Origin of the sequence: Mesorhizobium salmacidum (SeqCode), from assembly GCF_037179605.1 — a bacterium.
GTDB lineage: Bacteria > Pseudomonadota > Alphaproteobacteria > Rhizobiales > Rhizobiaceae > Mesorhizobium > Mesorhizobium salmacidum.
This window is the reverse complement of sequence record NZ_JAPYKS010000008.1, coordinates 107,299-131,324: the sequence shown is the minus strand read 5'-3', so window position 1 is coordinate 131,324 and position 24,026 is coordinate 107,299. Positions and strand designations below refer to the sequence as shown.

At 64.2% G+C, this 24,026-nt stretch carries 25 protein-coding genes and 1 pseudogene; 13 read left to right on the top strand and 13 right to left on the bottom strand.

Translation table 11 applies throughout. From position 1 onward, the window contains the following. Positions 1-8: 8 nt before the first annotated feature. Positions 9-998: a zinc-dependent alcohol dehydrogenase family protein gene (locus O7A60_RS13130; protein ID WP_337106673.1), complete on the bottom strand. Its 990-nt coding sequence runs from the start codon at positions 996-998 to the stop codon at positions 9-11. A 102-nt stretch (positions 999-1,100) separates the two neighbouring features. Here O7A60_RS13130 and O7A60_RS13125 point away from each other — a divergent pair, with 102 nt between their 5' ends. Further along, on the top strand, positions 1,101-2,003 hold the full coding sequence (locus O7A60_RS13125) for a LysR substrate-binding domain-containing protein (protein WP_337106672.1): 903 nt from the start codon (positions 1,101-1,103) through the stop codon (positions 2,001-2,003). A 94-nt stretch (positions 2,004-2,097) separates the two neighbouring features. Beyond that, positions 2,098-3,744 (top strand): acetolactate synthase large subunit, encoded by a 1,647-nt coding sequence (locus O7A60_RS13120; RefSeq protein ID WP_337106670.1) that lies wholly within the window; start codon positions 2,098-2,100, stop codon positions 3,742-3,744. Between the two features lie 61 nt (positions 3,745-3,805). Here O7A60_RS13120 and O7A60_RS13115 read toward each other — a convergent pair whose 3' ends face one another. From O7A60_RS13115 to O7A60_RS13105, 3 genes are read right to left on the bottom strand one after another with little or no spacing between them, the layout of a single operon-like run. Then, a complete protein-coding gene (locus O7A60_RS13115) occupies positions 3,806-3,985 on the bottom strand; it encodes a hypothetical protein (protein WP_337106669.1) in 180 nt (59 codons plus the stop codon). Positions 3,986-4,019: 34 nt separating this feature from the next. Further along, positions 4,020-4,142, bottom strand: coding sequence for a hypothetical protein (locus O7A60_RS13110; protein WP_337106667.1), 123 nt, complete (start codon positions 4,140-4,142; stop codon positions 4,020-4,022). Beyond that, the gene (locus tag O7A60_RS13105) at positions 4,139-4,786 is read right to left on the bottom strand and encodes a GNAT family N-acetyltransferase (RefSeq protein WP_337106666.1); all 648 of its coding nucleotides are present in this window, start codon (positions 4,784-4,786) and stop codon (positions 4,139-4,141) included. Before O7A60_RS13105 ends, O7A60_RS13110 begins: the two co-directional genes overlap by 4 nt. A gap of 174 nt (positions 4,787-4,960) precedes the next feature. Here O7A60_RS13105 and O7A60_RS13100 point away from each other — a divergent pair, with 174 nt between their 5' ends. From O7A60_RS13100 to O7A60_RS13085, 4 genes and pseudogenes are all read left to right on the top strand, one after another. Continuing rightward, entirely contained in the window at positions 4,961-6,262 is a 1,302-nt protein-coding gene (locus O7A60_RS13100; protein ID WP_337106665.1) for an ArgE/DapE family deacylase, read from the top strand. After that, positions 6,259-7,077 (top strand): annotated as a pseudogene (locus tag O7A60_RS13095) (phosphotransferase); the annotation flags it as partial. The gene O7A60_RS13100 and the pseudogene O7A60_RS13095, both read left to right, overlap by 4 nt. A gap of 240 nt (positions 7,078-7,317) precedes the next feature. Further along, positions 7,318-8,616, top strand: coding sequence for an aspartate aminotransferase family protein (locus tag O7A60_RS13090; protein ID WP_337106767.1), 1,299 nt, complete (start codon positions 7,318-7,320; stop codon positions 8,614-8,616). Between the two features lie 16 nt (positions 8,617-8,632). Beyond that, positions 8,633-9,289 (top strand): GntR family transcriptional regulator, encoded by a 657-nt coding sequence (locus O7A60_RS13085; RefSeq protein ID WP_337106664.1) that lies wholly within the window; start codon positions 8,633-8,635, stop codon positions 9,287-9,289. Positions 9,290-9,311: 22 nt separating this feature from the next. Here the strand turns inward: O7A60_RS13085 and O7A60_RS13080 are convergent, their stop codons facing one another. The 5 genes from O7A60_RS13080 to O7A60_RS13060 are packed head-to-tail and all read right to left on the bottom strand — an operon-like array spanning position 9,312 to position 14,047. Beyond that, entirely contained in the window at positions 9,312-10,619 is a 1,308-nt protein-coding gene (locus O7A60_RS13080; RefSeq protein ID WP_337106663.1) for an NAD(P)/FAD-dependent oxidoreductase, read from the bottom strand. Further along, positions 10,616-11,599 (bottom strand): branched-chain amino acid ABC transporter permease, encoded by a 984-nt coding sequence (locus O7A60_RS13075; protein ID WP_337106662.1) that lies wholly within the window; start codon positions 11,597-11,599, stop codon positions 10,616-10,618. Before O7A60_RS13075 ends, O7A60_RS13080 begins: the two co-directional genes overlap by 4 nt. Further along, positions 11,596-12,504 carry a branched-chain amino acid ABC transporter permease gene (locus O7A60_RS13070; RefSeq protein WP_337106661.1) on the bottom strand — a complete coding sequence of 303 codons (909 nt, stop codon included), beginning with the start codon at positions 12,502-12,504 and terminating at the stop codon, positions 11,596-11,598. Before O7A60_RS13070 ends, O7A60_RS13075 begins: the two co-directional genes overlap by 4 nt. Then, positions 12,501-13,250 carry an ABC transporter ATP-binding protein gene (locus O7A60_RS13065; protein ID WP_337106660.1) on the bottom strand — a complete coding sequence of 250 codons (750 nt, stop codon included), beginning with the start codon at positions 13,248-13,250 and terminating at the stop codon, positions 12,501-12,503. Before O7A60_RS13065 ends, O7A60_RS13070 begins: the two co-directional genes overlap by 4 nt. Next, complete coding sequence (locus tag O7A60_RS13060) at positions 13,247-14,047, bottom strand: ABC transporter ATP-binding protein (protein WP_337106659.1); 801 nt, start codon at positions 14,045-14,047, stop codon at positions 13,247-13,249. Before O7A60_RS13060 ends, O7A60_RS13065 begins: the two co-directional genes overlap by 4 nt. A gap of 125 nt (positions 14,048-14,172) precedes the next feature. Here O7A60_RS13060 and O7A60_RS13055 point away from each other — a divergent pair, with 125 nt between their 5' ends. The 7 genes from O7A60_RS13055 (at position 14,173) to O7A60_RS13025 (ending at position 20,135) form a co-directional block, all read left to right on the top strand. After that, positions 14,173-14,907, top strand: a complete 735-nt coding sequence (locus tag O7A60_RS13055; protein WP_337106658.1) for a GntR family transcriptional regulator — start codon at positions 14,173-14,175, stop codon at positions 14,905-14,907. Continuing rightward, complete coding sequence (locus tag O7A60_RS13050; protein ID WP_337106657.1) at positions 14,904-15,395, top strand: DUF3830 family protein; 492 nt, start codon at positions 14,904-14,906, stop codon at positions 15,393-15,395. The genes O7A60_RS13055 and O7A60_RS13050 overlap by 4 nt, the downstream gene beginning before the upstream one ends. Beyond that, positions 15,388-15,741, top strand: coding sequence for a TIGR04076 family protein (locus O7A60_RS13045; protein WP_337106656.1), 354 nt, complete (start codon positions 15,388-15,390; stop codon positions 15,739-15,741). The genes O7A60_RS13050 and O7A60_RS13045 overlap by 8 nt, the downstream gene beginning before the upstream one ends. Beyond that, a complete protein-coding gene (locus O7A60_RS13040; RefSeq protein WP_337106655.1) occupies positions 15,738-16,793 on the top strand; it encodes an aldo/keto reductase in 1,056 nt (351 codons plus the stop codon). The genes O7A60_RS13045 and O7A60_RS13040 overlap by 4 nt, the downstream gene beginning before the upstream one ends. Next, complete coding sequence (locus tag O7A60_RS13035; protein ID WP_140505703.1) at positions 16,790-17,221, top strand: hypothetical protein; 432 nt, start codon at positions 16,790-16,792, stop codon at positions 17,219-17,221. Before O7A60_RS13040 ends, O7A60_RS13035 begins: the two co-directional genes overlap by 4 nt. A gap of 47 nt (positions 17,222-17,268) precedes the next feature. Further along, complete coding sequence (locus O7A60_RS13030; protein ID WP_337106653.1) at positions 17,269-18,528, top strand: ABC transporter substrate-binding protein; 1,260 nt, start codon at positions 17,269-17,271, stop codon at positions 18,526-18,528. A 212-nt stretch (positions 18,529-18,740) separates the two neighbouring features. Continuing rightward, the gene (locus O7A60_RS13025; protein WP_337106652.1) at positions 18,741-20,135 is read left to right on the top strand and encodes an FAD-binding oxidoreductase; all 1,395 of its coding nucleotides are present in this window, start codon (positions 18,741-18,743) and stop codon (positions 20,133-20,135) included. A 3-nt stretch (positions 20,136-20,138) separates the two neighbouring features. Here O7A60_RS13025 and O7A60_RS13020 read toward each other — a convergent pair whose 3' ends face one another. The 4 genes from O7A60_RS13020 to O7A60_RS13005 all read right to left on the bottom strand — a co-directional run bounded on the left by O7A60_RS13020 (position 20,139) and on the right by O7A60_RS13005 (position 24,009). Continuing rightward, complete coding sequence (locus tag O7A60_RS13020; protein WP_337106651.1) at positions 20,139-20,939, bottom strand: ABC transporter permease; 801 nt, start codon at positions 20,937-20,939, stop codon at positions 20,139-20,141. After that, positions 20,936-21,769, bottom strand: a complete 834-nt coding sequence (locus O7A60_RS13015; RefSeq protein ID WP_337106649.1) for an ABC transporter permease — start codon at positions 21,767-21,769, stop codon at positions 20,936-20,938. The genes O7A60_RS13020 and O7A60_RS13015 overlap by 4 nt, the downstream gene beginning before the upstream one ends. Before the next feature lie 35 nt (positions 21,770-21,804). Continuing rightward, a complete protein-coding gene (locus O7A60_RS13010) occupies positions 21,805-22,908 on the bottom strand; it encodes an ABC transporter ATP-binding protein (RefSeq protein ID WP_337106648.1) in 1,104 nt (367 codons plus the stop codon). 75 nt (positions 22,909-22,983) lie between these two features. Continuing rightward, complete coding sequence (locus O7A60_RS13005) at positions 22,984-24,009, bottom strand: ABC transporter substrate-binding protein (RefSeq protein ID WP_337106647.1); 1,026 nt, start codon at positions 24,007-24,009, stop codon at positions 22,984-22,986. Positions 24,010-24,026: the final 17 nt, after the last annotated feature.

Genomic DNA, 24,026 nt, shown 5'->3' with positions numbered 1-24,026 from the left:
ATTGCTGCTCAAACCGTGACGACGATCTTGCCGAACTGTTCGTTCGATTCGAGATAGCGATGCGCCTCGACGATTTGGTCGAATGGAAACGTTCTGTCGATGATCGGCCTCAGCGTGCCGTCCTCGATCCCTCCCAGGATGAACGCCTTGGCAGCCTCCAACTTCTCCGGATTGCCGGTGATCTCGTGGACGAGATAGCCGCGCAACGTCAGCGTCTTGCCCAGTACCGCGGGCAACGGAAACGGTGTCGGGTCGCTGCTGAGGCCGCCATATTCGATCAGAATGCCGCCCTTCGACATGGCCGCCGTCAGCGGTTCGAAGATCGGGCCGCCGACTGCATCGAGCACGACGCGCACGCCATCCTGCCCAGCGATCCCACTCAGCCGCATGGCAAGATCTTCGTCGGCGAGGACCACGACTTCAGCCGCTCCGGCGACAAGCAGGGCCTGTCTCTTTGCGGATGTCCGCGTCACCGCGATCGCTGTCGCGCCAACCCTGTTGGCGATCTGGATCGCGGCAAGTCCGACGCTGCTCGAGGCCGCGGTGATGACAACGGCATCTCTACTGTTCAACCTGGCGATATCGATCAGGGCGCCGTAGGCAGTGAGGTACTGCATCCAAACCGCCGCCGCGGTTTGCCAGTCGAGGGACGGCGGATGTTTGACGATGAGCCCGGCGGGGAAAATGACAAGCTCACCGTAGGCCGGCCAGCGGACCATCGATTGCGGCGGGACGACACTGACCGCGTCACCGGGCGCCAGCCCTGTCACGCCTTCGCCAATTGCCTCGATGACGCCTGCCGCTTCCAGCCCGAGCCCGGAGGGGAGGGAGGGTGTCTCGATATAGCTGCCCGCGCGCAGCAGCGCCTCGGCGCGGTTGAGGCCGAATGCCCTGACGCGGATCTGAACCTCGCCCTGGCCCGGTGGGGGCAGGTCGACCTTCTCGATGCGCAGGGCCTCGGGACCACCATGCTGGTGAAAGCGGACTACACGGGTCATTCGGCCAACTCCAAATTATCTGAACCAAATGAACTATGATGCGAAGCCTGTTGGCGATAAATGGCTATTCAGATTGTACAGTAGAAACCAGGAGTTTCGAATATGGATAGGCTTGAAAGCATGGCCGTGTTCGTCAGGGCGGTTGATCTCGGCTCGTTCGCAGCGGCCGCCTCAGCGCTCGATCTATCTGGTCCGATGGTCGGCAAGCACGTCCGGTTTCTTGAGGACAGACTTGGCGTGCGTCTTATCAACCGGACCACGCGCCGCCAGAGCCTGACCGATTTCGGCCGCGCCTACTATGAGCGGTGCCGCCTGGTGCTGGCCGAGGCCGAGGCCGCCGATGCACTCGCCGCCGACCAGCTCTCGCAACCGCGCGGAAAATTGCGCGTCACCATGCCTGCGCATTTCGGCCGCCACTGCGTGACTCCCGTATTGCTGCAACTGGCGCGGCGGTATCCGATGCTGGAGCTCGACCTCTCGCTCAGCGACCGCTTTGCCGATCTTGTCGAGGATGGCTACGACCTCGCCATCCGGACCGGTGAGCTGGACGACAAGGCCGGCGTGATCGCGCGCCGTGTTGCACGCCAGGACATGGTCGTCTGTGCCGCGCCTTCCTATCTCGAAATTCATGGCGAACCACGGCGGATCGAAGATCTCGCCGATCATCAGGCGATTGTCTATCGCCGGCTCGGTATGATCATTCAGCCCTGGCTGTTCGCGCGCGAAGGACAAGCCGCGCTCGAGTTCATCCCAAACGGCCGGCTGCGGCTCGACGATCTCGATGCCATCGCCGATGCCGCTGTCGGCGGCATGGGGCTGGCGTGGTTGCCTTACTGGCTGGCTCGCCAGCGCATCCAGGTCGGCGCGCTGGTCGAGCTGTTGCCGGACCAGCCACGCTATCCCTACGACTGTCATGCACTCTGGCTGCAGACGCCGCATCTGCCGCTCAAGGTCCGGCTGGCCGTCGACGCATTGGCGGCCGCCTTGCCGAAAATGATGGCGTGATCGCCAGTAGACGACCAGCGCTCTTTGAGGCGTCGCGTTCCGGTGCCATATGAAGATGGCTGACGAATTGCGCGCATCGCAGGAGAGACGGTTCATGACCAAGGGTTCGGATCTGTTCGTGGCGGCCCTCGAGAATGAAGGGGTCGATCGGATCTTCGGCATTCCGGGCGAAGAAAATCTCGACATCGTCGAATCCATCCGCCGCTCGTCGATCCAGCTGATCCTGACCCGCCACGAGCAGGCGGCCGGCTTCATGGCCGCCACCTATGGCAGGCTCACCGGCAAGGCAGGAGTGTGCATCACCACGCTCGGCCCCGGCGCGCTCAATCTGACGACCGGCTCGGCCTACGCGCTGCTCGGTGCGATGCCTATGATCATGATCACCGGCCAGAAGGGCATCCTGTCGTCCAGGCAGGCGCGCTTCCAGATCGTCGACATCGTTGCGGCGATGAAGCCACTGACCAAGCTGTCGCGCCAGATCGTCTCGCCGAAGATGATCCCGTCGCTGGTGCGCGAAGCCTTCCGCGTCGCACAGGAAGAGCGCCCCGGCCCCGTGCACCTGGAACTGCCGGAAGACATCGCGGCGGCGGAGTGCGAACCGATCGCGTTGGTGCCGACGCATCCGGTCGAGTTGCCCCTGGCCAGCGCTGGCGCGCTCGATCGCGCCGCCCGCATGATCCTCGAGGCCAAGCGCCCGCTGCTGATGTTCGGCGCCGCGGCGTCACGGCCGCGCGTGACCCCCGACGTCGCCCAGTTCGTGCTGCGCACGCAGATTCCCTATTTCACCACGCAGATGGGCAAGGGCACCGTGCCCGGCGGCACCGAGCTTTACATGGGAACGGCGGCGCTTTCGGAGCGCGACTATGTCCACGAGGCCATCGAACAGGCCGATCTGATCATCACCATTGGCCACGACACGGTCGAGAAGCCGCCGTTCATCATGGGCGCGAAGGGACCGAAGGTTATTCATGTCGGCTACCAGTCGGCTGATGTCGAGCAGGTCTATTTCCCGCAAGCCGAGATTGTCGGCGACCTCGGCCCGTCGCTGGCGCTGCTGGCCGACCGCATCGAAGGCAAGATCCCCAACGCGCAGGCGCTGCTGCCGCTGCGCGAAGGCATTTTGAGCCGCATCGCCGCGCGCGCCACCGAAGACCGCTTCACGCCGCAGCGCATCGTGCACGACGTGCGCGCCGTGATGCCGGCCGACGGCATCCTCGCGCTGGACAACGGCATGTACAAGATCTGGTTCGCGCGCAACTACCGCACGCGCATGGCAAACACGCTGTTGCTCGACAACGCGCTGGCCACCATGGGCGCCGGGTTGCCGTCGGCGATGATGGCGGCGCTGCTCTATCCCCAGCGCCGTGTCATGGCCATCTGCGGCGATGGCGGCTTCATGATGAACAGCCAGGAACTGGAGACGGCTGTCAGGCTCAAGCTGAACCTCGTCGTCCTGCTGCTGGAAGACCATGCCTATGGCATGATCCGCTGGAAGCAGGCGATCGACGAATTCCCGGATTTCGGCATGACCTTCGGCAATCCCGACTTCGTCAGATACGCCGAGGCCTATGGCGCCAAGGGGACCAGGGTCGGCGCGATCGCCGAGTTGCGGCCGGCGCTTGAACAGGCCTTCACCGGCGGCGGCGTGCATCTCGTCGTCGTGCCCATCGACTATTCCGAAAACACCAGGGTGCTTGTCGACGAATTGCGCGAACGGCTGCCGGCGCCGCAGGCGACCTGACGGTTGCCGATATGACGGCTGCGCGGCGTGGAAGTCCAGATCGCCGCGCAGCCGGAAATCCCTACAGCTTGCAGTAAGGCGTCACCGGCGCGATCGTCGCGAAATCCTTGACGATCTCATAGCCGATGTCGTCCGCCGCCTTGCCGACATAGGAATGGCAGAGCGTGTGATTGTCGCTGGCATCGACTCGGATCTTGCCTTGCGGCGCGTCGAACTCGATCGTCGGCAGCGCCTTGAGCACATCGTCGTCCTTCAGACCACGTCGAGCGGCGCGATCAGCGGCTGTCGAAGCTACGATACTGCTTGAACTGGGTGACGGCGTCGTTGTCGACCACCATCGACCAGACGACATCGGCTTCAGCGACTTGATCTTCTGGAAGGCCGGGCCGAAATCTCATCTGGCGCCGGGCAGCCATTCCGTTTCGATCAGCGGAATTTGCGGAGCCGCATCGCGCGGCAGGGTCCCCTTGATCCGCGGATCGTCGGTGATTTCGAAACCAACCGCATAGGGTTCAAACCCGCAAGCCCTGTAGAAGCCGATGACGCTGTGATGATCGAAGCTGCTGGTGTGCAGCCAGATGCGGCTGGGCTCTAGGCGCCATGCCTGATCGAGCGCGCCCGCCATCAGCCGTCTGCCGAAGCCGCGGCCGGTCAAAGAGGGGAACAGGCCGAAATAGGTGATCTCGATCTCGTTGCTGTCGGCGACCGAGAATTCGACCATGCCGACATGGCCGCCGTTTTCGTCCTGGCCGTAATAGAGATGCTGGCGTGGGTCGGCGAAATGCGCCGCGATGTCGGCGTCCGACATTTCGGCGGCGCGATCCCAGAGCCAGGGAGCGCCGATCTCGAGGAAGACTGCGCGATAGATGGCGGGGTCGGGCTTGGTGACGCGGGTCATCGCAAGCGGATGCGAAAGACCCTGCACCGGGGCACGCGCCTCCATCCACGTCACCGCATTGACGATCTTGCCGGCCGGCACGCGCCGGTAGCCGGGCGCGAGGTCGGTGATTTCAGCCGGCAATGTGCCTTCGGTGACCTGCATCTGTCCTCGATCTTCCGCCGCGCAGCCTTGCCGGCGCTTCAAGCTGATGCCAACTCTGCTGCCGCCTGCCAAGAGGCTCCAGCGGTGGGCCATGATTTTGGCCGCCTGCCTTCTTGCCTTTCCGGGAAATGGCATATGAGATATGATACATCATTTCTGGGAAGGCGGAATATCATGCCTGAGCGAATTGCGGATGAGGCCATCTTGCGGGCGGTCGACGATGGCTTCGACTGCCAGCTCGCTTTCCTGGCCGATCTCGTGCGCTTTCCCTCCCAACGCGGTGAGGAACATGCCGCGCAATCCTTCATGGCGGCTGCCTATGAAGCCAATGGCTATGCGGTCGACATGTGGCGTGTCGATGTCGATGCGATTCGCGACCTGCCTGGCTTCTCACCCGTCGCGGTGTCCTACGATGACGCCTTCAACGTCGTTGCCACCCATACGCCGAAAAATGCCACCGGTCGCTCGCTGATCCTCAACGGCCATATCGATGTGGTGCCGACGGGACCGCTCGACCGCTGGCTGCGCGACCCCTACGATCCGGCGATCGAGGATGGCTGGATGCATGGCCGTGGCGCCGGCGACATGAAGGCCGGCCTGTCGGCATGTCTCTATGCCCTGGCCGCCTTGCGCGGCCTTGGCTACCAGCCGGCGGCGAAAGTGTTCCTGCAGTCGGTGGTCGAGGAGGAGTGCACCGGCAACGGCGCGCTCGCTTGCCTGCAGCGCGGCTACCGCGCCGACGCCGCCTTCATTCCTGAGCCGCTGGAGCCAAGGCTGATGCGAGCGCAGGTCGGGCCGATCTGGTTCAGGGTCGAGGTCGACGGCGATCCGCAGCACGCGTCGGGCGCTTTCTCGGCCGGCGCCAACGCCATCGAAAAGGCCTTCCTCATCATCCAGGCGCTGAAGCAGCTCGAAATCGTCTGGAACGCGAGAAAAGTCGATGACAAGCATTTCTGCGATCATCCGCATCCCATCCGCTTCAACCTCGGCAAGATCGAGGGCGGCGAGTGGACATCGAGCGTTCCGGCGCGCTGCGTCTTCGAAATGCGTGTCGCGACCTATCCCGGCCAGAAGCTGGAGGATGCGAGGGCCGAACTCGAGGCCTGCATCGCCGACGCGGCGCGCGCCGATCCGTTCCTCGCCAATCGCCCGCCCAGGATGACCTATAACGGCTTCATGGCCGAGGGCTATGTGCTGGAAGGCGCCGACGAGATGGAAGCCGTGCTGCGGCGCAGCCATACCGCCGTGTGGGGCGAGCCGCTGACGGAGCATGTCACCTCGGCCACCACCGATGCGCGCTTCTTCGGCCTTTATGCCGACATGCCGGCGATCGTCTACGGCCCCATCTGCCGCATGCCGCATGGCTATGACGAGGCCGTCGATCTCGACTCCGTGCGCAAGGTCACCCAGACCATCGCGCTCTTCATCGCCGACTGGTGCGGTCTCGAACCCCTTGATGCCGAGGTCAGGTCATGAACGCGGCCGTGTCGGATGCCTTCGGCGAAACGCTCGCCGAGGATGCGCCTGACGTTTCGATCGCCGAGGTGCTTGTCATATTGGGCCGGCACTACGGGCTCACCGGCAGTGCGCGCCCGCTGCCGGGCGAGCGCGACCATAATTTCCATATACAGACAGAAAGCGAGGGCGAGTTCGTCCTGAAGGTCTCGCATCCGGCGGAAGAGGCCGGCTTCACCGATTTCCAGAACAAGGCGCTCGATCATATCATGACGGTCGACCCGGCCTTGCCCGTTCCCTCGGTGCGCAAGAGCCTCGAAGGCGAAGCGCAGTTTATGGTCAGCGTCGGCGGATCGGCGCCGCGCGTCGTCCGGCTGGTTACCTATCTGCCCGGCCAGTTGCTTTCGCGCTCGCCCACGTCAGCGGCGCAGGATCGCAATCTCGGCATCTTCCTGGCCAGGCTTGGCCGGGCACTGCGCGGCTTCTTCCATCCGGCCGCCGGCAGCGACCTTTTGTGGGACATCCGCAAGGTCGCCAAGACACGGCCGATGCTGGCGTACATCGCCGATGCCCGCCACCGCGCCATGGTCGAGCGCGTCATCGACGCTTTCGAGCAGCACGCGGCGCCGGTCATCCCCGGGCTGCGCGCGCAGATCGTCCACAACGACATGAACTCCTACAATGTAGTGATGGATGCCTCGCGGCCGGAAATGGTCAGCGGCATTCTCGATTTCGGCGACATGATCCACTCGCCGCTGATCTGCGATCTCGCCATCGGTGCCGTCTATCGCTGGCCGGCTGAAGGTCATCCGCTGGCGCCTGCGGCACGCTTCGTCGCCGGCTATCAGTCCGTGCAGCCGCTCGAGATTGAAGAGCTTGGCATCCTCTTCCACCTCATTCGTGCCCGCCTCGCACTCATCGCCAATATAGCCAGCTGGCAGGCCGAGCGGTTTCCGGCCAAACGTGATTATGTCCTGCGCCTCATCACCGAAGTCTGGGCCTCGCTCGAACGGCTGGACGGTCTCTCGTCCGCTGAAGCCCGCCGCTATTTTCTCGACCATTCCAAGCCGGAGCAGATGCCCGTGTCCCAGCCCTCGCCCGCAAGTGCTTCTGCCGATGCCGAGCGTGCGCTGCTTGAACGCCGCGCCAGGTTGCTCGGACCGACCTATCGCGCCTTCTACCGCAATCCGATTCATCTGGTGCGTGGCAGCGGTGTCTGGCTCTACGATGCGCAGGGCCGAAAATTCCTTGATGCCTACAACAACGTCGCCTCGGTCGGACACTGCCATCCGCGCGTCGTCGAGGCATTGTCGGGGCAGGCAGCCACGCTCAACACGCACACGCGTTATCTCAGCGAGATCATCCTCGACTACGCGGAAAAGCTTCTCGGCACGCTTCCGTCCCATCTCGGCCACGCTATGTTCACCTGCACCGGCAGCGAGGCCAACGACCTCGCCATCCGTATCGCCCAGCATTCGAGCGGCGGCACCGGCGTGATCATCACCGACTTCGCCTATCACGGCGCCACCATCGCCACCGCGCAGCTGTCGCCGGCGGCGGTCGGCGCCAAGGGCGTACCCGCGCATCATCGAGCCGTGGCAGCGCCGGACACGTTCCGGGACGGCGGCCGCGCCGCGCGTGATTTCGCCAGGAATGTCGCCGCCGCCATTGACGACATGCGCGCGCAAAACATCCGCCCGGCGGCGCTGCTGCTCGATTCGGCCTTTTCCAGCGATGGCATTTTCTTCCCCGATGGTTCTGTCATCCGCGAGGCGGCCGATCACGTCAGGAAAGCCGGCGGCATCGTCATTGCCGACGAGGTCCAGTCCGGTTTCGGCCGGCTTGGCCAGGGCATGTGGGGCTTCGCCAATTACGGCCTTGAGCCTGATATCGTCACGTTGGGCAAGCCGATCGGCGACGGGCATCCAATGGGTGCGGTGATCGTGCGGCCGCAGCTGGTGAGCTCGTTCGGTTCGAACACCGGCTACTTCAACACCTTCGGCGGCAATCCGGTCGCGGCCGCCATCGGCATCGCCGTGCTCGAGGTGATCGAGGGCGAGGGGCTGATCGAGAACGCGCGAAACGTGGGCGCCTATACAGGAGCATTGCTTCGCGCCTTGCAGAGCCGGCACGGCATGATCGCCGATGTCAGGCACAATGGCCTCTATTTCGGCGTCGAGCTGACGGCCGAGGATGGGGCCACTGCCGCTGCCAAGACCTCTTCCGTCGTCGAAGCCATGCGCGAGGACGGCGTGCTGATTTCGTCCTGTGGCCCACGCGGCAATGTGCTGAAGATCAGGCCGCCGCTGCCCTTTTCCAGGGACAATGCCGAGCAACTGGCCGAGACGCTCGACCGCGCGCTGTCGAAATGGTGAGCCGAGCGGTCCGCGCATGCTGAAGCTCGAGCATCAAACCCTCAATGACCGCGCCTATGGCGCGCTCAAGCAGGAATTGATTTCGGGTGGTTTCAGCCCGGGCCAGACACTGGTCATCCGCAAGCTCGCCGAAACCTTTGGCATTTCGACCACACCGATCCGCGAGGCGCTGCAAAGGCTGGTCGCCGAGCGGCTTCTGGAAATGCAGAACAACCGCTCGATCATCGTGCCGTTGCTCTCCGCGCCCGCTTTCGCGGAACTGACGCGCATCCGCATCGCCGTCGAAGGGCTGGCGAGCGAGATGGCTACGTCACGGATGACCGAAAGCGGGCTGGCCGACATACAAGCCGCGCTCGCCGGCATGCAGCGGGCCGTCGAGGCGCAGGACGCCACGACCTATCTTTCCCTGAACGAGGCCTTCCATTTCGCTATCTATGAGCATGCCGGCGCGCCCATCCTCTTGAACATGATCCGCGATCTCTGGGGTCGGGTCGGGCCCTATCTCAAGCTCCTGATGCGGGCCGATCGCTACATCCCGCAGTCCAATGACGCACACCACAGGATCGTCGTCGCGCTGGAACAGCGCAACGGTCCAGCCGTTCGGGCTTCCCTCGAGCAGGACATTGTCGCGGCAGCCGCTATCCTCTCCGAAAACCTTTGCACGACGGACTGATCGCACGGCAGGCTCGGTCGGCCTATGGCGTCTCGTCTATCCGGTCGCGCAGCATGCTCCAGCCAAGCAGCATGTTGGGTGCGTGCCGCAGCAGGGCATGGAACGGGATCGGCGCCGGCGGTGCAAAGGGCAGCGGCAAATCACGCGCGTCGGTTCCAGCGGCCCAGTCGGCCAGCACCTTGCCCATCGCCGTGGTCATGGCGATGCCGCGTCCATTGCAGGCGCGGCCGGCAATCAGCCCCGGGTCGAGATCCAGGAGGTGCGGCAGGAAATCCGGTTCGACCGCCGCGATTCCCGACCAGCTGTAGGCAAGCGGCGGCAAATCGGGCAGGTCGAGGTGGCTGGCAAGCCGCCGCAAGATTGTTTGCGGCACGCGCGTATCGGCGCCAGTGCCAAGAATATGCATGCCGCCGCTGATCAGCCGGTTATCGGCGTCGAAGCGAAAGGTGAAGAGATTGCGCCTGGTATCGCCGACGCCTTGCCCCCCGGGAAGCAGTCGCGTGCGGATTTCGAGCGGTAGCGGCGCGGTCGCGATCTGGAAAACCTTCAGCGGAATATAGGTTCGCCGCAGCAACGGGCTGAGCGACCCGCCATAGGCGTTGGTGGCGATCAAGACCTTGGCCGCGCGCACCAAGCCCAACCCTGTTTTAAGCACCCAGCCATCGGCCCCGCGATCGATCGAGGTGACCGGCGTGTGTTCGAAAATCTTCGCGCCAGTCTTCTCCGCCGCATCGGCCAGTCCGCGCGCATAGGCGACCGGATTGAGCACGCCGCCGGAACGATCCATCCAACCACCGACATAGCCGCGCACGCCGGTCAGCGCTTCGACCTCCTGCCGATCGAGGGTGACGGCAGGCCGGCCGCGCCGCGCCCATTGGTCCGCACGTGATTTGGCCTTCTCGAGGGCGGCGGGCGAGTGCGCCGGCTGGATCCATCCGTTCTGCACGGCGTCGCAGTCGATGCCGTGCCGCCGGATCAGACCGAAAACGAGGTCGGCACTGCCGGCGGCGAAATTGATGAGGCGTTCACCACCGCGCTCGGGGCCGAGATGCGCAAGGATGTTGTCCGGATCCATCCTGGCGAAGTTCGGCACGACGAAACCGGCGTTCCTGCCGGTCGCGCCCCAGGCGATGATCTCGGCTTCGAGCACAGCGACCGAGATGCCTTTTTCAGCGGCGTGCAGCGCGGTCGACAAACCGGAAAATCCACCGCCGACGATGGCCAGATCGACATCGAGCCTGCCTTGCAGCTTCGGCCGTTCCCGGCGATCGCGGTTGATGGCATGCCAGAGCGAAGTGCCATTCGCACCCTGCCGGACCGGAGCACTCATGAACCGGAACTGCTTTTGTCCGTAGCGATCCGCTTACGCTTGCCAAAGCGCGGCCGCTTCGGCCTGTCGCCGAACAACCCGTTCGGCCGGATCAGCAGGATCACACAAAGCATGACGCCGATGGCGACGATCTGCAGCGAGGCGGCGCGTGCCTGCTGCCCGGGCGGGAAGAACACGCTGGTCAGCGTGCCCGATCCGGCCCATATTCCCCAGACCAGGACACTGCCGATTACCGCGCCGAGATTGCTGCCCGAGCCCCCCACGATCAGCATCACCCAGACCTGAAAGGTGAGGATCGGCAGGTAATTGTCCGGCGCCATGAAGCCGGTGAAGTGCGCCTGCAGCGCGCCGGCCAGCGCCATGATGGCGCCACCGGCGGCAAACGCCTGGACGCGGTAGAAGCGCGCGCTCTTGCCGAGTGAAATCGCCGCCCGCTCATCCTCCCGCAGCGCCTTCAGCACGCGACCCCACGGGCTTCGCGACAGATGCTCCAAAGCGAGATAGGCAATCAGCGTCACGGCACAAACGACAGCAAGGTTCGACAGGTTGAACAGCAGCGGCGTTTCGGCCAGGCCGCCGAAGGGACGCGGGATGAAGCCAATGCCGAACGGTCCGCCGGTCAGCTTCTGCGCGTTGAGCGCGACCAGCTGTACGACGACGGCCACGCCGAAGGTGGTGATCGCCAGATAGTCGGATCTAAGACGCAGCGTCGCCATGCCGGTAAGCGCGGCGGCAATGCCGCCGACGATCATGGCGCCCGCCCAGCCGGCGAGGATGGGCAGGCCGAAGCCGCCGAGGCGCGCGGGATCGTCCGGTGTCGTCAGCAGTGCCGAGGTGTAGGCGCCTATGGCGACAAAACCGGCGAGGCCGACATTGAACAGGCCGGTCAGGCCCCATTGCAGGTTGAGCCCCAGCGTGACCAGCGAGAAGATCAGCGCCGTGGTCAGGAAGAAGGCGCCGTAGCCGATGAGATCGATCATCTTTCCCGAACTCCGAAAAGGCCGATCGGCCGCACGAACAGCACCGCCATCAGGATGATGAAGGAAACGGCGGCGCGCCATTCGGCGCCGATCAGTTGCACCGCGCCGGCTTCGGCGAGCCCGATGATCAGGCCGCCGAGCACCGCGCCTGGGATGCTGCCGATGCCGCCGAGGATAGCGGCGGCGAACATGGGCAGCAGCATGTCGAAGCCCATGAACGGGCGGATCTGCACCAGAATGCCGATCATCACGCCAGCCACGCAGGCGAGCGCGCCGCCGATGATCCAGGTGACGCGCACCACCTTGGCGACGTCGATGCCGACGATGCGGGCCAGTGCCGCGTTCTGGCTCAAGGCCTGCATCGAGCGGCCGGTCTGCGTACGCGTCATCAACAGATGCACGCCGAGCACGAGCACGGCGGTCAGCAGCAACAGGGCGATCTGGTCGGGCGTGATGCGGATGCCGAAGCCGACCGGCATGGCGATCTGGATCGCCCGGCTGAAATAGGTCGGCCGTGAGGTGAAGGTGAATTCGAGCAGGCTGCGCAGCGCCATCGAGGCGCCGAAACTCGCCATCACAACGATGATTGCCTGGCCTTGCGCGCGCAGCCGCGAGAACAACACCTTGTCGAGCAGCAGCGCCAGCAAAGCGGTGAACGCCATACCGACGACCAGTGCAACAAGGAGCGGCCAGCCGAAGGACAGCGGCCCGATCGGCGCCACCTTGCCGAATGTCGCGCCGATGGCGCTGACCACGGCCAGCGTCGCATAACTGCCCCAGGCCATAAAGTCGCCATGCGCGAAGTTCGAGAAGCGCAGGATCGAATAGGTGAGCGTGACGCCGATGGCGCCGAGGCCGATCATCGAGCCGGTCAGCAATCCGTCGACGATGAATTGCAGGCTCATGCCGCGCCTCCCTTGCCGGCTTGAGAGGGGCGCTGGCCAAGATAGAGCTCGGCCACGACAGGATCATTCCACAATTCGGAGGCGACGCCTTCGTGCCGGTCCTTGCCCTCGACCAGCACATAGGCGCGGTCGCCGATGGCAAGCGCTGCCTTGGCGTTTTGCTCGACCAAAAGAATTGTAACGCCGGATTTGCGGATGCCGGCCAGCATCTCGAATACCATCGCGACGAATTTCGGCGACAGGCCGGCCGACGGCTCGTCCAGCACCAGCACCTTGGGATGAATGATCAGCGCCCGCGCCACGGCAAGCATCTGCCGCTGTCCCCCGGACAGATTGCCGGCGGCGGTGCGCCGCTGGCGGACGAGGTCGGGGAAGGCGGCGTACATTTCCTCGATACGGACAGGGATTTCGCGCCGCTCGAGAATGCCGCAGGCGACCCTGAGGTTGTCCTCCACCGACATCAGCGGAAAGATGTTCTCGGTCTGCGGCACGAAGGCGAGGCCAAGTCGCACCATGGTGTGGGCGGGCGCGGCGGTGATGTCCCTGCCATCCAGCAGCACCGTGCCGCCGGTGATCGGGACAAGGCCGGCGATCGCCTTGATGAAGCTCGACTTGCCGGCGCCATTGGGGCCGAGCACGACGACGATCTCGCCTCTGCCGACGGTGATCGAGGCGCCGCGCACGATCGGTACGCCGGGTTCATAACCGGCTTCGAGATCACGGACATCGAGGACGGTCTCGCTCATGCGGCACCTCCGAGATAGGCCTCGATGACGCGCGGGTCTCGGGCGACTTCTTCCGCGGTGCCTTCGCTCAGCAACTGGCCGCTCGCCATGACCAGGACGCGATGGCAGAGGCGCGTCACCATGTCGATATTGTGCTCGATCAGCAGGAAGGTGATGCCGCGCGCGTTGATGTCGCGGATGCGGTCGATGATGACTTCGAGCAGCGTCGCGTTGACGCCGGCCGCGGGTTCGTCGAGCAGGATGATCGCCGGATCGGCCATCATCACCCGGGCGAGTTCGAGCAGCTTGCGCTGGCCACCGGAAAGCACGCGCGCCGGCTCATGCGCGAGATGGCTGAGGGTGACGAGTTCCAGCAGTTCGAGCGCCTTTGTCCGGGCAGCTCTTTCCTGCGCCGCCACCCGCCAGGGCGTGATGAAGTTGGCGAGCAGCCTTTCGCCGGCCTGGCCCTGTGCCGCCAGCATGATGTTTTCGATCAGCGTCAGATTGGGCAGCGGGCGGGGGATCTGGAAGGTGCGGCCAAGACCACGGCCGATGCGCAGGTGAGCGGCTTCGCCCGAGACGCGCGTGCCGTCGAGAAGGATATCGCCGCTGGTGGGCAGGATGCTGCCGGCAAGCAGGTCGAACATCGTCGTCTTGCCGGCGCCGTTGGGTCCGATCAGGCCAAGGATTTCGCCCGCTTTGACATCAAATGAGACATCATTGACGGCGACAAGGCCGCCGAACCGCCTGACGACGTGGCTTGCCGTCAGAACCGGCGGACGGGTCTCCTTCCCCTGCCTTTCCGCTGCCTCGCTCATCAAACCCTCTGGCGAAGACGGTCGTCGCCGTCTCCTGATTATGATTTGTGATCACACTTGTTTTGATCACGCTATTCGGCTTTAATTTCATCCGCAAGCCGAAAACCCGCCGAGAACGGAATTCCATGCAAAGGGCTGCCATCGAAAAAAACAACGAGGCGATCGCGGCCCAACTTGCGCCTGTCGGTCGCGAAACGGTGCAGGATCGCGTCTATTCCGAGCTGCGTCGGGCCTTGATCGGCGGTCTGTTCGAGCCGAGCCAGGTGCTGACGATCCGCGGTCTGGCCGATGCGCTGGTCACCTCGACCATGCCGGTGCGTGAGGCGCTTGGTCGGCTGATCACGGAAAAGGCGCTGGAGGCGCTGCCCAACCGTTCAGTGCGGGTACCGCCAATCACGCTGGAACGTCTCGATGATCTTTTGCGGGCCCGCATCCTGATCGAGGGCGAGGCGATCGCGCTGGCCGCCGCTCGCATGGGGCCGCGCCAGATAGCCACCATCGAAACCATTCTCGGCGAATGGGACGAGATGCGGGCGCTGAAACACAAGAAGGATGTCGACCGCGAAGTGACGCTCAACCAGAGCTTTCACTTCGAGATCTACCGCTCCTGCGGCTCGGCCGTGCTGATCCCGATGATCGAGAGCCTGTGGCTGCAATCAGGTCCTTGCATCCGCGTCGCCATCTACGCCTTCTCGGAAGCCGGCGAGGTCGACACCGCCCAGTATCACCGCCGCATCGTTGAGGCGCTGGCCACGCAGGACGCACGCGCGGCGCGCGAAGCGCTTGCCGCCGACATCAGCCGGCCCTTCACCTTCCTACGCAGCAAACTGCAATCCGCCGCCGCGAAAGGCCAGATATGACCTCCATCAGGATCAGCGAGCCGCGCTCGAAGCTTTCCGTCACGGCGCTGCTGTTGCCGGGGAAGGCGCCGGAAAACGCTGCCTTTCTCACGGCCTATCTCGCCACGCCACGTGTCGTCCCCGCCATTCACGCCATGTGGACGGGACCTGAGATTTCCTGCCCGGTTCCCGCCGCCGATCTCGAGGGGCGGGCCTATGCCCAACCGCTGCCGGCCGAGAACGCGACGCTGACGCCGCAGCCGGGCGACATCGTGTTGTCCTACGTTCCGCCGCGCATGTGGGGCGGCAATCCCAATGCCATCTTCGACATCGGCCTGTTCTACGGGCAGGGCGCGCGTCTGCTGTTCCCGATCGGCTGGCTGGCCGGAAGCGTGGTGGCGCAGGTATCTTCTGGGGAGCGCGATCAGTTCGCCGCCGCCTGTGGGATAATCCGGCGCAACGGCGCCTGCGATATCACCTTCAGCCTGGTGGAGACCTCAAATGGCTGACGACAGTTTCGAGCTCTTCGATCTCCGCGTCGAGGCGGTTATCCCGCAGGGCAAGCCGATCTATTGCGGCGCCAAGGCCGGCGACTATTTCGAACTCAAGGGCGAGATGCTGTCGATGCCGGCGGGGCGGGGCTTCTCGATCTATTCGATCTCGGCGGTGCTGCCGCTGCTGGCGGCGAAGCAGCGCGCGACCCACCCGAATGACTGGATGACCTCGGACGCCGAGATCGCCTGTCCCGATCCCAACTGCGCCAGCCGGCTAAGGATCATCAGGACCGGTAAGCGGCGGTTCAGCCATGCCGAAACCACGGCCGTGCCGCTGCCGAAGGAGAATGACCTGACATGACCGCCAAGGCCTTCGAGCTCAGCCCCGGCTATACCGTTTCGCGTGTCATACGAGGTGGCTGGCAACTGGCCGGCGGCCATGGCGCCATCGATCGTAGCCAAGCCGTGACCGACCTCATCGCCACCTTCGACGCCGGCATCTGGACCTATGACTGCGCCGATATCTACACCGGCGTCGAGGAGCTGATCGGCGCCGCGCGCCTGCGGCTGGCCAATGAGCGCGGCCTTGATGCAGCGGCCAAAATGAAGGTGCACACCAAACTGGTGCCCGACCTCGAACGGCTCGCTACGATCAGCCGTGACTACATCAGGGGCATCGTCGACCAGTCGCTTCGCAGGCTGAAGACCGAGCGGCTCGACCTCGTGCAGTTCCATTGGTGGGATTATGCGCAGCCGCGCTATGTCGAGGCGATGGGTTGGCTCAACGAGCTTCGGCTCGAGGGCAAGCTGCGCAATCTCGGTACCACCAATTTCGACACGCCCCGGCTTGCCGAAATCCTGGCAGCCGGCATACCGCTGGTCAGCCAGCAGCTGCAATATTCGGTGCTCGATCAGCGCCCGGCGCACAGCCTCGCCGCACTTGCACAGAAAAACGGCGTGAGCTTCCTCTGCTATGGCTCGGTGGCCGGGGGCTTCCTCAGCGACAGATGGCTCGATGTCGCCGAACCCGCCGTGCCGCTCGAAAACCGCTCGCTGGTCAAATACAAGCTGATCATCGACGATTTCGGCGGCTGGGACTTGTTCCAGCAACTGCTTCGCGCATTGAAGGCGGTCGGCGACCGCCACGCCGTCGACATTGCCACGATCGCCAGCGCCTGGGTGCTGGAGCAGCCGCAAGTGGCGGCGGTCATCGTCGGTGCCCGCAACCAGGCGCATGCGCTGGCCAACGCCAGAATCATGGATGTCGTACTCGACGCCGATGACCGTGCGCGGATTGCCGCCGCCATAGCGCGGGGCAACGGTCTTGAGGGAGACGTCTACACGCTGGAGCGCGACCGGCACGGCCGCCATGGCTCGATCATGCACTACAATCTCAACGCGGGCCGGATATGAAAACCACGAACGACAAGTTGTTTTCGCAGGCCAGCACCGAAGTTGTCGACCTGCATCGCTTTTTCGTCGACTGGTTCGTTGCCGAACGCGCTGACCAAGTGGATTTCGGCCGCTTCGAAGCCGTCATGGGCGAAGGCCTGACCATGATCGCACCAGGCGGCCAGATCCTCGACCGCGATGCCGTGATCGACCATGTGCGCTCCAGCCGCGCCACCTGCGACAACGGCTTCGCCATCTCGATCGAGGACATCCGGCCCGGCTGGCAGGCAGCCGGTACGATCGTCGTCCTCTATGTCGAGGCGCAGCTGCGCGCGGGCAAGCACAGCCGCCGCCAGTCGAGCGCGGTCTTTACCACCAGCTCATCGGCGCCCAACGGCGTCCAATGGCGGCATCTGCATGAAACCTGGCTGCAGGTGCCGGAACACTGAGACTTTCCAGACGTCAAATCAGTTCGTGCAACTCAAGGGGAACAACAATGAGAAAGACGATACTCCAGCTCACCACCGCTCTTGCTCTCGTCACGATTGCCAGTGCCGCACAGGCCGCCGACTGCAAGATCACTGTCGGCCTCGTCATGGAACTGACCGGCCCGGCCGGCGAATACGGCCAGGCCGGCGCCAAGTCGGTCGAGATGGCTTTCCGCGACATCAACGAAGCCGGCGGGGTACGCGGCTGCGATCTCGTTACCGACACGCGCGACAGCCAGAGTCAGGGTAACATCGCGGTCGACGCCGCCACCCAGCTGGTTCAGGTCAAGAAAGTGCCTGTTATCATCGGTGGCATCATCTCCTCGGTGTCGATCCCGATCCTGACCTCGGTGACCGCGCCGGCCAAGATCGTCCAGGTCTCGCCGGCCTCATCCTCGCCGACGCTGACGACACTCGGTCGCGACGGCAAGACCAACGGCATCTTCTTCCGCACCATCACCTCGGACGCGCTGCAGGGCGTGGCCGCTGCCAAATACGCCGTCGACAAGGGTTTTAAGAAGCTGGCCATCATCCACGTCAACAACGACTTCGGCGTCAACATGGTGGCCGAATTCTCGCGTGCCTACAAAGCGCTCGGCGGCACCATCGTCTCCGACACGCCCTATAACGAGAAGCAGTCGAGCTATGCCTCGGAAGTCACCGCGGCGATGGCCGGCGAGCCGGATGGGCTTTACCTGGTCAGCACGCCCGTCGACGGCGCCACCATTGCCCGCACCTGGATCTCGCAGGGCGGCGTGCAGAAATTCCTGCTCAATGACGGCATGAACAGCCCTGATTTCATCGAGTCGGTCGGCGCCGATTATCTGAAGGACGCCTATGGCACGTCCTCTGGCACCAGCCCGACCGCCTCGACGGAGTATTTCACCAAGAACTACAAGGCGTTTTCCGGTATCGAACCGACAAACCCCGCGGCTGACCGCTCCTACGATGCCGGTGCCATTGTCGGGCTCGCTATCGCGATTGCTGGCTCCGAGGACCCGGCCAAGATCAAGGATGCCATGTACAAGGCGGTCGACCCGGCTGGCACGCCGATCTATGCCGGCAAGGAAGAATTCGCCAAGGCGCTCGGCCTGATCAAGGATGGCAAGCCGATCCGCTATGAAGGCGTCATCGGTCCGGTCGCCTTCGACAAGTTTGGCGACATCACCGGCCCGTTCCGGCTGTGGAAGATTGCCGCCGGCAAGGTGACCACCGACGGCGAAATGACCACCGACGACGTCAACGCGCTGCAGGCCAAGCTTCAGTAAACCGCAGGGTCCTTCTGGCATCCATCTCGGCTCTCGCGATTGATGCCGGTATCGCCTAAGGCAGGCCGGTATCGCTTGCACGGCATGCGGGCGCGAATAGGATCGGCGGGCTGCAATTTGGGAATGGCGAGCGTGTTGGATAAGGATATTCATCGGGCCACCCGGTTGTTGGATGCTGACGATATGCCTTGTCGCGCAGGCGCCTGAGCCGGATGTCGCCTGAAACGCAACAGCTTCTCTCCGCGCTTGGCGACAGGTTGGGCGCGGGCGGCGTGCTCGCCGGCTCCGACGTCGACCAGCGCTACCGCGACGATCCCGACGGCAGGCTCGGCGCGCTTGCCGAAGCCGTGCTGCGCCCGCGCGACACCGATGGTGTCGCGGCAGCACTCGCCGCGTGCAACGCTTTTCGCCAGCCGGTCGTCATCCAGGGCGGCCGCACCGGGCTGGCCGGTGGTGCGCGCGTCCAGCCGGGCGAGATCGTGCTGTCGCTGGAGCGCATGACCGGCCTTGCCGCGCCGGATCGTCAAGCCGCCACCATCGTTGTTGAAGCCGGCGCAACGTTGCAGGCCGTGCAGGAGGCCGCCGATGGCGCCGGTCTGATGTTCGGCGTCGATATCGGCGCGCGCGGCTCGGCCACGGTCGGCGGCAACATCGCCACCAATGCCGGCGGCATCCGCGTGCTGCGCTACGGCATGTACCGCGCACAGGTGCTGGGACTGGAAACGGTGCTTGCCGACGGCAGCGTTCTGACGTCGCTCAAAGGCTTGCCCAAGGACAATTCCGGCTACGACCTCGGCCAGCTCTTCATCGGCGCGGAGGGGACGCTCGGCGTCGTCACCCGCGCCGCGATCAAACTGCACCCGAAGCCTGCTTCCGAAGTGAACGCCTTCTGCGCGCTGCCTTCGCTCGATGCGGCGATCGCCTTGCTTGCGCGGTTGCGGCAAAAGCTCGGCCCGTTGTTATCGGCCTACGAGGTCAACTTCGCGCCGCTCTATGATATCATGGTCGCCAGCATGGCCATGCCGGCGCCGTTGCCTCCCGGCTCACCCGTCTATGTGCTGGCCGAAATCCAGGGCAGCGAGCCCGAACGCGACGGCGAGCGCTTCGCCGAGGTGCTGATGCAGGCGGTCGAGGACGGCGTCGTCGACGATGTGGTCGTCTCGCAGTCACCGCGCGAATTCCGCGCGCTGTGGGATGTGCGCGAGGATGCCAACCGCGTCCTGTTTTCGATGAAAGGCCTGATCGGCGTCGACATCAGCATCCCGCTGGCGCGCATGGCAACCTTCCTGCAGGAAGCCGATGCCGCCATTCATGCCGTCGATCCCGGCGCCGACATCTATGTCTTCGGCCATCTCGGCGACGGCAACCTGCACTATCAGGTCCTGACGGTGGATCCGGCGGCGGCCTACGGTATCATCTATCGCGGCGTGGCGGCGGCCGGAGGCGGCGTGTCGGCCGAGCACGGCATCGGCCTCGACAAGAAGCAGTGGCTGCATCTGGTGCGCAGCGACGCCGAGATCGCCACGATGCGGCGGCTGAAGGCCGCGCTCGATCCGAACAACATTCTCAATCCAGGACGAGTCTTCGATCTCAACCCGTTGGCTTAAACCTCAGTTCCGTTCCGTCGCCATCTGCCTGGGAATGAGAAAACGGGCGGCGAGCACGCAGAGCAGCACGGTAAACATCAGGATCAGCGCCACCAGCGCGTTGATGTCGGGCGAGAAGCCAAGCCGCATCATCGCCCACAGCCTCACCGGCAGCGTGCTTTGCGTGCCGGTGACCAGGATGGTGATCATGGTTTCGTCGAACGACAGCGCGAAGGTCAGGATGGCGCCGCCGACCATGGCGCTCGACAGGTTCGGCAGGATGATGCGCCAGAAGGTCTGCCAGCCGCTGGCGCCGAGATCGTAGGAGGCTTCGACGAGCGTGCGGCTCATCGACTGCAGCCGCATCAGCACGGTGCGATAGACGATCGCCAGCACGAAGACGGTGTGGCCGATGACGACCGTCAGCAGCGAGCGCTCGAGGCCGATCTCGCGGAAGAAGATCAGCAGCGCCAGGCCGCTGATGATCGGTGGCATCAGGAATGGCAGGAAGACGATGAACTGCAGGATTGAACGTCCTGAGCGGCGGCCGTGATAGTAGAGCGCCAGCAGCGTTCCACTGACCACCGACAGCACGACGGTACAGACGCCGACGATCAACGTGGTGCGCAGGGCGGCCAGGATGTCATGGTTCCCCGCCAGCGCCACATAGGTGGAAAGGGTGGGTGACGACCAGTCGACATTGCCATGTGAAATGGTGAAGAACGACGACACGATCGGCACAAAAAGCGGGCTGTAGAGCAGCACCGCGACCAGCGTCGTGATCGCGGCCAGGAAGATGGTGGACGGCCGGGGTAGCGCACTCATACCGACGTCCCCCGGCTGCGTCCGAACCGTTCGCCCATGAGAATGGCGGCGATCACCACGATCGCAAGCGCCACCGACAGCGCCGCGCCGAACGGCCAGTTATAGGCCGTGCCGAACTGGCTGTAGAGGATGCGGCCGAAGGTGAAGCCGCTGATCCCGCCGACCATCTGCGGCGTCAGGAAATCGCCGATCGCCAGCACGAAGACGAAGCTCGCCGCCGAGGCGACGCCGGGCAGGCTGAGCGGCAAGGTGATGCGCAGGAACGTCTGCAGGCCGCTCGCGCCAAGGTCGTCCGAGGCACGCAGCAAGGTCTGCGGTATCCGCTCCAGCGACAGGAAGATCGGCAGGATGGCGAACGGGATCAAAAGCAGGCTCAGCGTCAAAAGGATGGCGTTCATGTTGAACACGAAAAGCGTCGACGGTTGATCCAGGATGCCGAGCGCCACCAGCGCTTTGTTGAGGAAGCCGTTGAGGCCGAGGATGCTGCGGATTGCGTAGATCTTGATGACGTAGCTCATCAGCAGTGGCACCAGCAACAGCATCAGCAAGGCATAGCGCCACCGTCCCTTCAGCGTCGTCAGGAAATAGGCCGCGGGATAGGCGAGCAGGATGCAGATCACCGCCACCGACACGCACAGCACGATGGTGTTCCAGAACACCGGCAGAAAGATAGGGTCGGTGAAGAACCTGACATAGTTGCCGAGTGTCGGCGCGTAGACGATCGTGCCCTGGTCGACGCTGAAGAAGCTGTAGACCAGGAAGATCGCCAGCGGCACGAGGACGAAGATCACCGGCAGGGCAAACGCCAGCACAGTGACCAGCTGCGACAAGCGCCGTTCCGCCGCGTGTGTCGAGCCGGCTCCGCTCATGCCAGCACCAGATGGCCTTCATGCGGAGCAAAGCAGAGCGAGACCGTCTCGCCTGACTTGAGCGCGCTGCCGTCGATCCGGCTCGGCATGCGCAACCGCAGGCGTTGCGCTGCATCGTCCGCCCCCGCCATGATCGTGGCGACTGTCGACGAGCCGGCAAAGGCCAGCTCGGCGATGCGGCCGGAAAAGCGGTTGTCGCCATCATTGGCATCCGCAAGACGCAAGGCTTCGGGACGGAACGCCGCGAAGGCGCTGGCGCCGTCGGGGGCGGCCTTCAGATGCGGCTGGTCGCTGATCGAGCAGACCAGGCGTCCAAGGGCCGTCTCGATCGGACGCTGCCCGCCCTGCACGGGACCGAGCTTTCCGGCCACCAGATTGTTCTCACCGAAGAAGCGCGCCACGAATTCGCAATTCGGCTTGTAGTAGAGCTCGTGCGGCGTGCCGAGCTGACGGATATGGCCGGCCTGCATGACGCAGATCCGATCGGCCATGCCGATCGCTTCCTCCTGGTCATGAGTGACGAACAGGAAGGTGGTCTTGATCTCGCGCTGGATGGATTTCAGGAATTCCTGCATCTGCCGGCGCAATTCGAGATCGAGTGCCGCGAGCGGCTCATCGAGCAGGATCAGGCGCGGCTGGCAGATCAGCGCCCGGGCGAGCGCGACGCGCTGGCGCTGGCCGCCCGAAAGCTGCGCCGGGAAGCGCTCGGCAAAGCGGCCGAGTTGTACCAGCTCGAGGGCTTCTCCGACACGGCGCGCGATCTCCTTGCGCTTGAGATGGCGCACCGAAAGCCCATAGCCGACATTGCCGGAAACCGTCATGTGCGGGAACAGCGCATAGTCCTGGAACACGGTGTTGAACGGCCGCCGGTTGATCGGCATGCGGCTGATGTCCTGGCCGTCCAGCTGGATCTCGCCCGAGCTCAACGGCTCCAGTCCGCCGATCAGCCGCAGGACCGTGGTCTTGCCCGAGCCTGACGGTCCAAGAACGGTGAGGAACTCACCGTCCCGGATCGACAGGTCGATGTCGTGCAGCACGGGAACCGTGCCGTAGGATTTCGAGACGGACCGCAGCGTCAAGAGGTCGGTGTTCTGGCTCATGGATTATTCTCGCATACGCTTCGGCGGTCCGGAACGTCCGGACCGCCGGTCCTTCGAGGTCAGGTGCGGAAGGGATCAGGGCGTCGCCTTGACCTCGTTCCACATGTCCGAACGCTTGAGCGGGTCCTCGACATTGTTGAGCCAGACCAGCTTGTCATTGCCGCCGGCACTGCTCGACTCGACCACGGTGTTGCCGAAGCCGGTGCGCTCGGAAAGCTCGCCGCCGATCTTCTTGCTCAGCATGAAATCGATCCACTTCTCGGCCGCCGCATTGTCGCGGACGCCCTTGGAGATCACCCAATTGTCGAGCCAGGCAAGCGCGCCTTCGCTTGGGTTGACGTAGGCTACATGGGCGCCGATCTTCTGCAGCGCCTTGACCTGCTGCTGGCCATAATTGGCCCAGATCAGCGCGACGTCATTGTTTTGGTAGATCTGCTGGGCCTCGTCGGCGGTGGTGTAGAAGCTCAGCACATTGCGCTTGAGTTCGACCAGCTTGGCCTTGACCGCCGCCATCTGCTCCTCATTGAGGTTGAACGGATCCTTGTAGCCGAGCGTCAGCGCGGTGAACGAGAAATTGTGCTCGCCATTGTCATAGGCGAGGATCTTGCCCTTGTAGGCCGGATCCCACAGGACCGACATCGAGGTCGGCGCCGGCTTGACCTTGTCGGTGTCGTAGATCAGCCCGATGGAATCGAAGCAGAACGGGATGCCGTAGACCTTGCCGTCCTTGGTGTCGCCGCTGACCTGGGACAGATCGCGGAAGCGCGGCAGCACGTCCTTCTGGTTCGCCAGCTTGGTGATGTCGATCGGCGATACCAGATCGGCCTTGATGTAACGCTGCAACTGGGCGGTGTTGACGGCGAAGACATCGAAGTCCTGCCCTTCGCTGCCCTTGATCTTGGCCCAGATCTCGTCATCGCTGCCGATGAAGACGACATCGACGCCGATGCCGGTGGCGGCGGTGAAGTCCTTCACCCAGTCCGGATCGGCATAGCCGTCCCAGGCCAGCACGCGCAGGTTCGCGGCGAGCGCCGCCGATGTCATCAGGCCGATGCCGAGCCCGATGGTCGCTAGTCTCAGAAACGCTTTCTTCAGTCCCATTTTTAATCTCCCATTGT

Excerpts from the sequence above, each read along its gene's own strand:
- O7A60_RS13130 (WP_337106673.1), bottom strand. The coding sequence starts at position 998 with ATGACCCGTGTAGTCCGCTTTCACCAGCATGGTGGTCCCGAGGCCCTG.
- O7A60_RS13125 (WP_337106672.1), top strand. The coding sequence starts at position 1,101 with ATGGATAGGCTTGAAAGCATGGCCGTGTTCGTCAGGGCGGTTGATCTC.
- O7A60_RS13120 (WP_337106670.1), top strand. The coding sequence starts at position 2,098 with ATGACCAAGGGTTCGGATCTGTTCGTGGCGGCCCTCGAGAATGAAGGG.
- O7A60_RS13110 (WP_337106667.1), bottom strand. The coding sequence starts at position 4,142 with ATGAGATTTCGGCCCGGCCTTCCAGAAGATCAAGTCGCTGAAGCCGAT.
- O7A60_RS13105 (WP_337106666.1), bottom strand. The coding sequence starts at position 4,786 with ATGCAGGTCACCGAAGGCACATTGCCGGCTGAAATCACCGACCTCGCG.
- O7A60_RS13100 (WP_337106665.1), top strand. The coding sequence starts at position 4,961 with ATGCCTGAGCGAATTGCGGATGAGGCCATCTTGCGGGCGGTCGACGAT.
- O7A60_RS13090 (WP_337106767.1), top strand. The coding sequence starts at position 7,318 with ATGCCCGTGTCCCAGCCCTCGCCCGCAAGTGCTTCTGCCGATGCCGAG.
- O7A60_RS13085 (WP_337106664.1), top strand. The coding sequence starts at position 8,633 with ATGCTGAAGCTCGAGCATCAAACCCTCAATGACCGCGCCTATGGCGCG.
- O7A60_RS13080 (WP_337106663.1), bottom strand. The coding sequence starts at position 10,619 with ATGAGTGCTCCGGTCCGGCAGGGTGCGAATGGCACTTCGCTCTGGCAT.
- O7A60_RS13075 (WP_337106662.1), bottom strand. The coding sequence starts at position 11,599 with ATGATCGATCTCATCGGCTACGGCGCCTTCTTCCTGACCACGGCGCTG.
- O7A60_RS13070 (WP_337106661.1), bottom strand. The coding sequence starts at position 12,504 with ATGAGCCTGCAATTCATCGTCGACGGATTGCTGACCGGCTCGATGATC.
- O7A60_RS13065 (WP_337106660.1), bottom strand. The coding sequence starts at position 13,250 with ATGAGCGAGACCGTCCTCGATGTCCGTGATCTCGAAGCCGGTTATGAA.
- O7A60_RS13060 (WP_337106659.1), bottom strand. The coding sequence starts at position 14,047 with ATGAGCGAGGCAGCGGAAAGGCAGGGGAAGGAGACCCGTCCGCCGGTT.
- O7A60_RS13055 (WP_337106658.1), top strand. The coding sequence starts at position 14,173 with ATGCAAAGGGCTGCCATCGAAAAAAACAACGAGGCGATCGCGGCCCAA.
- O7A60_RS13050 (WP_337106657.1), top strand. The coding sequence starts at position 14,904 with ATGACCTCCATCAGGATCAGCGAGCCGCGCTCGAAGCTTTCCGTCACG.
- O7A60_RS13045 (WP_337106656.1), top strand. The coding sequence starts at position 15,388 with ATGGCTGACGACAGTTTCGAGCTCTTCGATCTCCGCGTCGAGGCGGTT.
- O7A60_RS13040 (WP_337106655.1), top strand. The coding sequence starts at position 15,738 with ATGACCGCCAAGGCCTTCGAGCTCAGCCCCGGCTATACCGTTTCGCGT.
- O7A60_RS13035 (WP_140505703.1), top strand. The coding sequence starts at position 16,790 with ATGAAAACCACGAACGACAAGTTGTTTTCGCAGGCCAGCACCGAAGTT.
- O7A60_RS13030 (WP_337106653.1), top strand. The coding sequence starts at position 17,269 with ATGAGAAAGACGATACTCCAGCTCACCACCGCTCTTGCTCTCGTCACG.
- O7A60_RS13025 (WP_337106652.1), top strand. The coding sequence starts at position 18,741 with ATGTCGCCTGAAACGCAACAGCTTCTCTCCGCGCTTGGCGACAGGTTG.
- O7A60_RS13020 (WP_337106651.1), bottom strand. The coding sequence starts at position 20,939 with ATGAGTGCGCTACCCCGGCCGTCCACCATCTTCCTGGCCGCGATCACG.
- O7A60_RS13010 (WP_337106648.1), bottom strand. The coding sequence starts at position 22,908 with ATGAGCCAGAACACCGACCTCTTGACGCTGCGGTCCGTCTCGAAATCC.
- O7A60_RS13005 (WP_337106647.1), bottom strand. The coding sequence starts at position 24,009 with ATGGGACTGAAGAAAGCGTTTCTGAGACTAGCGACCATCGGGCTCGGC.